This window comes from Algibacter pectinivorans, assembly GCF_900112595.1.
GTDB lineage: Bacteria > Bacteroidota > Bacteroidia > Flavobacteriales > Flavobacteriaceae > Algibacter_B > Algibacter_B pectinivorans.
The window spans coordinates 1-6,927 of record NZ_FOMI01000016.1 but is presented as its reverse complement, the minus strand read 5'-3'; the positions used below and the strand labels follow the sequence as shown (position 1 = coordinate 6,927).

At 29.9% G+C, this 6,927-nt stretch carries 8 protein-coding genes; 1 reads left to right on the top strand and 7 read right to left on the bottom strand.

Annotation, left to right across the window (positions count from 1 at the left end; translation table 11 throughout):
- Positions 1-563: 563 nt before the first annotated feature.
- Entirely contained in the window at positions 564-785 is a 222-nt protein-coding gene (locus BMY96_RS15725) for a hypothetical protein (protein ID WP_092853933.1), read from the top strand.
- Here BMY96_RS15725 and BMY96_RS15890 read toward each other — a convergent pair.
- From BMY96_RS15890 to BMY96_RS15695, 7 genes are all read right to left on the bottom strand, one after another.
- Positions 745-1,017: a hypothetical protein gene (locus BMY96_RS15890; protein ID WP_139205282.1), complete on the bottom strand. Its 273-nt coding sequence runs from the start codon at positions 1,015-1,017 to the stop codon at positions 745-747. The genes BMY96_RS15725 and BMY96_RS15890 overlap by 41 nt on opposite strands.
- Before the next feature lie 231 nt (positions 1,018-1,248).
- Positions 1,249-2,115 (bottom strand): hypothetical protein, encoded by an 867-nt coding sequence (locus tag BMY96_RS15720; protein ID WP_139205281.1) that lies wholly within the window; start codon positions 2,113-2,115, stop codon positions 1,249-1,251.
- Between the two features lie 3 nt (positions 2,116-2,118).
- A complete protein-coding gene (locus tag BMY96_RS15715) occupies positions 2,119-2,583 on the bottom strand; it encodes a hypothetical protein (RefSeq protein ID WP_092853929.1) in 465 nt (154 codons plus the stop codon).
- Positions 2,584-2,811: 228 nt separating this feature from the next.
- Positions 2,812-3,237, bottom strand: a complete 426-nt coding sequence (locus tag BMY96_RS15710; RefSeq protein ID WP_245750673.1) for a DUF3995 domain-containing protein — start codon at positions 3,235-3,237, stop codon at positions 2,812-2,814.
- Positions 3,234-4,367, bottom strand: coding sequence for an FAD-dependent monooxygenase (locus BMY96_RS15705; protein WP_092853937.1), 1,134 nt, complete (start codon positions 4,365-4,367; stop codon positions 3,234-3,236). The genes BMY96_RS15710 and BMY96_RS15705 overlap by 4 nt, the downstream gene beginning before the upstream one ends.
- A gap of 628 nt (positions 4,368-4,995) precedes the next feature.
- Complete coding sequence (locus BMY96_RS15700; protein WP_092853927.1) at positions 4,996-6,105, bottom strand: alpha/beta fold hydrolase; 1,110 nt, start codon at positions 6,103-6,105, stop codon at positions 4,996-4,998.
- A 181-nt stretch (positions 6,106-6,286) separates the two neighbouring features.
- Complete coding sequence (locus BMY96_RS15695; protein WP_092849902.1) at positions 6,287-6,895, bottom strand: peptidylprolyl isomerase; 609 nt, start codon at positions 6,893-6,895, stop codon at positions 6,287-6,289.
- Between the last annotated feature and the right edge of the window lie 32 nt (positions 6,896-6,927).

The following is a 6,927-nucleotide window of genomic DNA, read 5'->3' as shown; positions in this document are numbered from 1 at the left end:
TTGGAGTTAGATTTGAATTTTTTTTACTGACACCTAACGTGATTGTATAAGATTAGTTGCGTGACTAATAATTAACTTTAAAATAAGCAATACAAAAGAATCACGCAATTAGTTTCCAAAGTGGAAACAACAAGCAATTAATTTTATACGGTGTTGTGTGGCGTTTTTATGTCAGATGTTTCGCTTACAATTTCATTCGGCTTAAATTCCAAAAATAAAAAAAGAATTAATGAGTGTATTAATTTTCAATTCGTTGATGAAAAAGGTAATGATATTTTCACTAGCCTAACAAAAGAACAATTACTTTGTAATTTTACCGAAAAATTTCGTTAAATATACTTTGTATTTCTCTTTTAATATCTTCGTCTTGTAAATGTTTTGAGAAGTTAAAATTTGGATTCCAATTCACATATACAATTGTGCTTGATTCCATTATAGATTGCCTTTGTTTTGGGTGTTTATTAGACAATTCCGACAATCTTAATCTAAATTTTTCAATTCGTTCTAAATTTTCATTCATAGTTTATTTTTTTCACAATATTCTTTTATGCGTAAATATAATTATGTCAGATTTTATTTCAAACAACACAGTTTTAAAAAACGGAAAGGATTATAGTGAAATATCTAAAATGTTAGATAAATATCCCGAATTGACCTTTGTCCGTAAATCAGCACTTCTTTTAGAACTTTCTTCTTTTATTGGTTTCAATGAAGATGATGTTCAAAAAAGAGCAGTTCATTATTCTAAGGCTTACTTTGATTCCACAAATCAAGTAGCTCAATAGAAACGTTCTTTAAGTCGGATTTCCAATGAGAAAATTCAGTATTCGTAGTAACGTAAACAGTTCCGTTTTCAGAGTTTATTCTCTCTATTAAAGTTGGAAATCCGCCTAAATATATTGCATTGTTTACTAATGTTCTTATTTTAGGATTTGAATTTATTTGATTGGTGTTATATTCATTAATTCCATCAAATACAATTATATTGTTAATTGGTAATTTTTCAGATTCTTTCATTATATTTAGTTTAAATGATTAACGTGTCTTAAATGACACACAACGGTCTAGTATAAGAAAAGTAGGGCAGTTGTAAGCGATACTTTTCGGATTAAACTAAAGCCGAATTTTTAAATTTTGTTATTTATCTTTTCTCGTTTTAAATATACCAAATTTAAAAATTTGGTGACTTAGCAAATACGCACAGACCTTTCGATTAAACACTTTTTGCCCTATTTTTTTTATACATTGTTAGCCATTGGCTTTTTTCCGTTTGCTTATTTTCTTTACGTATTTTTTCAAGTTAGTATCGTCATAAAAAACTTTTTTGTCAAAACGCTCCATTATTCTATTTAGTCGATTGATATTTATATGTGCTCTTCTTCTAATATGTTTTTTTACTTTCTTTACTTTTCCCTTTTTTACAGTCATAAAATCGAGTCTAATAAAGTATGATTCATAAATACTGTAAAGAGATAAAAAGTATAAATAAGGTAAGAACAAAAATGTCAGTATTATTGGTAAAATAAAAGAGTGTAATGTTCCTAATTTGAAAAAGTCAGAATATCCATTAGCCATTTGATAAATGGAATAAATTAATAATCCGAAACCAAATATTGCCATAAAATTCGTTAATAATTTTGCGACTTGTGTATTCTTCGAGTCTAATCCAGCAACTGCTTGTAACATTACGATAAAGATTAAAACAGGAAGTAATATTAACTCTGTTACTAAACTGAAATTGTAAAAGTTGATTACAAATTCTAATATCGCAATCACTTTTATAGTGTCAATAAGAATTACTCTAAAATATTTACTGTCTTTAGCTTTATTTAGGCTAAAAACCAAAACGAATGCAACTGAAAAAAGCCAAAATATAGAATCTTTTAAGTCCGCTGATGTCCAAAGTCTAATTGCTTTTAAAAGGCTGAATATTCCATATAAATAAACACCTAAAGTCAAATAGATTGCAAGAAAATATTTACCGAATAGTAATTTCACAACATCCATCAATGAATTCCGCATTGACTTTTGTGTGAGAACAAATATTATGAAAACTCCAAGCCATATTAATAATGAAATTTCTCTATTGCTAAATATTTCTTGTAGTCTGCTCAAATATTAATAATGTGTAAGAATGGTTTTTAAAACTTGATTGGCATTTCTGAAATTTTCTTCTTGTTGGTCAATTTGCATAAAATCTTTTAATCCGTGGAATAGATTATTTCTGAACCGAAAGACTATAATTGTTAGTGCTAAAACTTTGGCAGAAGTTACATTTTCATTTCCTAAAAGTACATTTGAAACAAACTCTTTTCTGTCTCCATTTCGAAAGTTCAGATGTTCAAATCGAACGTTTGTTGTTCCATTTTCGGTATATCTATTTTGAAAATACTCAAAGTTTTCTTGGAAGTCAGCAATTTGAAATTCGATAGGATTTAGTCTTTCGTCTAAACGGTTTACATTGCAACGATTACCACAAACAAGGTTTTCAAATATGTTCCAAAGAAGTGAGAAATCTTTAACATTTATCAATTGCTCTTCGGTAAATTCTGTTCCGAATTTTTCATTTATCCATTCAATCATTGTAGTTCGGATTTTTTTTCAGCTTGTGGCTAACGTCTCCGTATATGAAACGTAGCGTGTAAAAAGACACTATCGTTTCGGATTATACACGAGCCAAATTTTTAAATTTTTCTTTTTATCTTTATTTATCTAAAAGCCAAATTTAAAAATTTGGCGTTCTTCACAAACACACACAAACCTCTCGGAAAGCCTGTAATAGCTATGTTTTATATACATTGTTACCACCAGTTATTTATTCATCAGTTGTATCATAATTCCAAATATTCCGATTGTCAAACACAAAGGGGCAAACCATTTTGAATCAGCTTTCGCAAATTCAGTATTCTTTATTTTTTTAAAAAATCCTACATATTTAAAATCTCCAATTGCTCTTAAAATAAAAATAGAAGGAATTATCCAATAACCGTATTTAATTACCAAATTTGGAATTTGAAAATTTATAAGTCCAGATTTTACAAGATAAATCAGACCAAATAGAAGTAAAACCAAAGCTACGATTAGAGTTGCAAATTTAGGAATTGAAAGCGTACTTGTCTGATTCTCTTTTGTTGGAATTACCTTTTTCAATCCCCATTTTCCACCAAAAAGCCAATAAAAATGTATTAAACCTAGTGCAGTAAAAATGGCTGATAAAATAATTGATAATATTATCATATTTCTGCAAGTTGAAAAATTTGTTCATTCTGTTTTCTATTAACTGAAGTAGGCGTTAAGCGTAACATTTGATTACGTAAACCAATTAATATAGGATTTTTAAGATGTGCCATTTTTCCAACAAGCCAACTTGCTCTAACTACTTGATGTGCTTTTGGTAATCTTAATTTTTGATATTCCGAAAATGCTTTGGTAATTTCATATTTGTGTAAACATTCTGAAAGCACAAAAGCATCTTCGATAGCCTGACAAGCACCTTGTCCCATATTTGGGGTTGTTGCGTGTGCTGAATCTCCGATTAAACATACATTTTCTTTAAACCAAATGTTTGTTGGTTTTAAGTCTGAAATTTCGGCAGTATTTATATGTTCTTTTTTCGTTGATTTTATGATGTCTTTAATTATTGAACTATAATCGCCAAAATATTGCTCTAAATTATTAATAGAAAATTCATTCGAGTTTTTTTTGAACGATTTTAAAGCATACCAATAGATTTTATTTTCTGCAATTTGAACAAAACCAAAACGTTCGGATTTTCCCCAAGCCTCGTTCAATTCATTTCTAAATTTTATCGGTAATTCACATTCCGTAATTCCTCTCCAGCATATTTGATTTGCATTTCTTATGCTATTATTTGGGAATATGTTTTGTCGAACAATAGAGTTCAGTCCATCGGCTCCCAAAACGGTTGAGGATTGAATTTGTTCTCCATTTAGGAATTTTAGAAAATATCCATTTGTGTTTTCAACGATTGAGGTAAGTTTATGGTCGAGATTAATTTCGGTTGATTTTAATTTTTCAATTAATATCTGTTGTAATGTTCCTCTATGAATTGCAATGTTTTTGGTTTTATGCTTTTGCTCAAAATAGGTCAAGTCAATTTTTGAAAGTGGATTTAGGTTTGGTTTGGTAATATTCATTGATGATATCGGATTTCCATTTTCCTCAATTTCTTTTCGCAAGCCTAACTTTTCATAAACTTGCATTGCATTGTTGGCTAATATAATTCCTGCTCCAACTGGTTTTATCTGTTCCGCCTGTTCAAAAATTCTTGTTTTAATTCCTTTTTGCTCAAGTGCAATCGCAGTAGTTAATCCTCCTATTCCTGCTCCAATAATATCTATGTTCATTATGTTTGTTCTAATTGGTGGTAACGGTTTTGCATAAGAAAAGTTGCGTGTTTGTGCGCGGCGATTTTCCGTAGGAAAATCAGATGCAAACAAGCAAAGCAACGACCACTATGCAAGCCCAAAATAGGAATTTTTTTTATGCGTTGTTAGCTTTTAGTGCGTTTTTCACGTTTCTATTTTATTTTTCAGTCGGCTTTTTAATTCCGCTTTTTATGTTTTATTCAGCTTGATTTTCATTCCGTAAACTTGCTCAAATTCCGTGATTTTTTTAAGTCATATTTGGAGTAAGTAATTCCGTTTTTCAATTCAGATATCAATTCCGCAAACGAGCTATAAAGTCAGACGTAATTCAATTCAGAGTTTGAGTTTGAATTCAGCGTGTTTTTTAAAATTCGGCAACATAGTTTTTCGGTTTTTACTTTCTTAAAACTCAAAAAAAACAGAAAAATAAACTAGCTTTTTTAATTCCGCAAACTTGCTCGAGCATTAAAGCTAACGTGTTTGTATATGGTTTGTTGCGTGTTTAAGCACATAATTTAGTAAATAAAAACCGAATAGAAAATCCGCAAGGATTTTCGTAAGTAGGCTAGAAGTAGCAATAAATTATATACGGTGTTGGCGGTAGTAATTATTTTCCAAGTATTTCATTGATATAAATTGAACGATATTTTTCAGAATATTCAACTTGTACTCCGTGTGTTCCGTTTTCAAATAAAAACCATTTTTTAGATGGCGCAATAAGTGAATCAAAATACGCTTTTGCTACTGACGTTTCGGTAAAATGGTCATTGTCTCCTTGTAATATATAAACTGGCACTTTCAATTCAGGAATATCACGCATTAAATTCATATTGATTGCAGTAGGTTGTAAAATTTTAGCTGCAGGATAGTAGGATTCAGGACTATTTATCATATCAGTAAATTTTTCCCTAAACGTTAATCCATTATCTAAAAACATACTTTTAATAAAATTAAAACCGGTTTTTAATTTTATCGGTGCATACTTCATTACAATCTTTCGTTCTATTTCAAAGGCTTCAGTTACTGAATTTTTTGAGTTTTTAACATAAGGTGGTCTTCCAATTTGTTTTAATTGATTGATTGAAATGGTATCATTGTGTTTTTGGGATTCTGACATTGCAAATTCATAAGATAATTCTTCTGAAAGTGATAGATTCGCCATAAGACCACTACCAATATAGGCGTGATATAATTCTGGCTGTTTTTGAACCATATAAGCTGCTACCGCTGTTCCCCACGATAAACCTTCAATGTAAATTTTGTCTTTTTTGAACGTCTTTTTTAAATGATTGGATAGTTCCAAACCATCATCAACTATATGTGATAAGGTAATGGATGAATCAGGTATGCTATCATTAAAAGCTAGCCCAGAGCCTCTTTGCTCCCAGTAACAAACCGTAAAAATATCTTCCAAATCAGTTCTTGTCAATTTGTAAATTACAGGTAAAATTGGTGCGCCTGGTCCTCCGTGAACTATTAGTAGTACGGGATTATTCTTGTCTTTTCCTCTTATGGTAATCCTTTGAGGTACTCCATTGATTGTCATATCCTCGTGCATAGCGATACTATTCGGAAGAACATTACCGTTTTCGTCTAAAAAAGGTTCTTCGTTTCCAGAACTATTGATTCGAATTATTAGTAATACAACTAAAATAAACGCAACAATTGCTCCCAGTAAAATCAAAAACCACTTTCCTATTTTCTTTAATATTTTCATATGTTATTAATTTGTTCTATGGTTTTTTCTTATTACCGCCAACGGTTTTGTGTATGGTTAGTTGCGTGTTTAAGCAACTAAATTAGTAAACAAAAACGAGCGCGAGAAAATTCCGAAGGAATTTTCCAAATAAGCAACGACCAAAGCAATTAATTATACACGTTGTTGTGCTTTCGTTTTTTTACGATTTTGTGATTGTTATATATTCATATATTTTGGCTTCTCTCTCGTCGTGGTTTTTTAAAATTATAAAATGCCATTTTCTACTTTGGTCTGAAACTTGAAATATTTCATCTTTTTTATGTTCTCTAATTGCATTTTCAAACCTTTCAATCATGCGACCTTCAGGAAACCAACCTAAATCACCATCTTTACTTCCAGGATCCATTGAGTATTTATTGGCAACTTCACTAAAAGTTTTGCCTTTTTTCAATTCTTTATAAGCTTTCTTTTGAATTTTCTTAATTTCCTTTTCGTTAAGGTTTTTTCCATTAATGAATATGTATTTTACTTTGAATTCTTTTATGTCTTTTTGGGATAATAGTTTAATTGCGTCAATGCTGTCTGCGTTAATTTCTTTTTCTTCGAGTAAGAAAACTTTTTTATTAATGTTTTTATCTCCAGTAGATAAAGAGTGTTTTTTGATGGATAGATTAGGATATAAAAATTTCAGACTATCAATTTGACTTTGACTTTCAACATTTTCTAAAATGTCAGTTAAGTTAATATCATTCTGAGCTTTTGCATAATGAAAGCAAATTATTGTTATAAACATGAAGATTTTTTTCATTAATCTGTCATTTTGTTAAATGAAGCACAACG

Coding starts and splice junctions, on each gene's coding strand:
- BMY96_RS15725 (WP_092853933.1), top strand. CDS start 564: ATGTCAGATTTTATTTCAAACAACACAGTTTTAAAAAACGGAAAGGAT.
- BMY96_RS15890 (WP_139205282.1), bottom strand. CDS start 1,017: ATGAAAGAATCTGAAAAATTACCAATTAACAATATAATTGTATTTGAT.
- BMY96_RS15715 (WP_092853929.1), bottom strand. CDS start 2,583: ATGATTGAATGGATAAATGAAAAATTCGGAACAGAATTTACCGAAGAG.
- BMY96_RS15710 (WP_245750673.1), bottom strand. CDS start 3,237: ATGATAATATTATCAATTATTTTATCAGCCATTTTTACTGCACTAGGT.
- BMY96_RS15705 (WP_092853937.1), bottom strand. CDS start 4,367: ATGAACATAGATATTATTGGAGCAGGAATAGGAGGATTAACTACTGCG.
- BMY96_RS15700 (WP_092853927.1), bottom strand. CDS start 6,105: ATGAAAATATTAAAGAAAATAGGAAAGTGGTTTTTGATTTTACTGGGA.
- BMY96_RS15695 (WP_092849902.1), bottom strand. CDS start 6,895: ATGAAAAAAATCTTCATGTTTATAACAATAATTTGCTTTCATTATGCA.